Origin of the sequence: Phocaeicola faecium (assembly GCF_014837055.1) — a bacterium.
In the GTDB taxonomy this organism is placed as follows: domain Bacteria; phylum Bacteroidota; class Bacteroidia; order Bacteroidales; family Bacteroidaceae; genus Phocaeicola; species Phocaeicola gallinarum.
Genome location: NZ_JACSPQ010000030.1, coordinates 1 through 1,077 on the forward strand (window position 1 = coordinate 1; position 1,077 = coordinate 1,077).

The following is a 1,077-nucleotide window of genomic DNA, read 5'->3' on the forward strand; positions in this document are numbered from 1 at the left end:
TCCCAAGACTGATGTATGGTCTCCCATAACGATATCGCAGGTATGATCATCGGCGTATCTCATCATCAGTGACAGAGCCGAGTCAGGCAAAGAATCATCCGAATCCAGAAAAGCTAGCCACTTACCAGAAGCTCGATCCATTCCCGCATTCCGGGCGGCCGATACCCCGCGTGTATCACTCATGATTTGCGTCACATTATTTCCATGTTCATGTCCGAAACGCTCGCACACGTCAAACAACGCTGCATCCTGCGGACCATCGAACACGATAATCAGCTCCCACTCTCCTGCTGAGAGCCCTTGCCTAGTTAGGCTATCCAGACACTGTTCGAAAAGCTTCGGATCAGTTCGATACACGGGGACAACGATGCTGATCTCCGGGACACTCATCATCGATTCCTTTCAGAAGTTTTGATCAAATTGTTCCGAACGGAACGTATGCCCGTAGTGCGAATACACGGTCTCTATATAGTAGTGTCGCTTCTTCGCCACAATAATGTCATGCTGAGCAAGCAGCTGCCGGACTTCGTCTCCGCTTACTATGCGCTCGAACCGGTCTCTCTTCCACCGTGCGCTCCACGCAGCCGAGCCCAGATGCCGACGGTAGTGCACCAACCCTTTGTAATCGGCCTGGCAGTTCTTCCACAGCCAATACAATCCGGTGAGCTCGGAATAGTACCCGTTCTTCTCGGAGATATTGTCCCCGGTGTTATCCACGGCGAAAGCCGGCCCTAAGTCCACTTCCGGGTGCAGTGCCTTACCCACATGCATTGGCAGATACATTGCGTCATCCGGCATCCGATACGGCTTGTGCGTGGCCACCGCCACCACAATCACCGGCCGTTGCCCCTTCCCGTTCTTGCTCATAGCATTTAATTTTACCGACTTTGCCGGCTATTCCCAACCGAACCATGCCAACGTTTGCGTTAACATTGTGGATTTCCTTCAAACGAGCTCGGAGCGGTCCGGTAAAGATCACCCTCATGGGTATAGTGAACTCTAGGATTTGTACGAGAAGGAACACTGTTCCACGTTGATTCAGCCGTCAACGTGGGGTGGAGGGACTATGGGTATGAC

The 1,077-nt window shown here is 52.5% G+C and carries 2 protein-coding genes; both read right to left on the reverse strand.

Annotated elements, in window-relative coordinates; all coding sequences use genetic code 11:
• Window positions 1-393 (reverse strand): glycosyltransferase family 2 protein (locus H9626_RS15200; protein ID WP_368735179.1); only part of this gene is annotated, 393 nt, incomplete at its 3' end.
• Window positions 394-402: 9 nt separating this feature from the next.
• The gene (locus H9626_RS13440; RefSeq protein WP_191710811.1) at window positions 403-867 is read right to left on the reverse strand and encodes a DUF4422 domain-containing protein; all 465 of its coding nucleotides are present in this window, start codon (window positions 865-867) and stop codon (window positions 403-405) included.
• Between the last annotated feature and the right edge of the window lie 210 nt (window positions 868-1,077).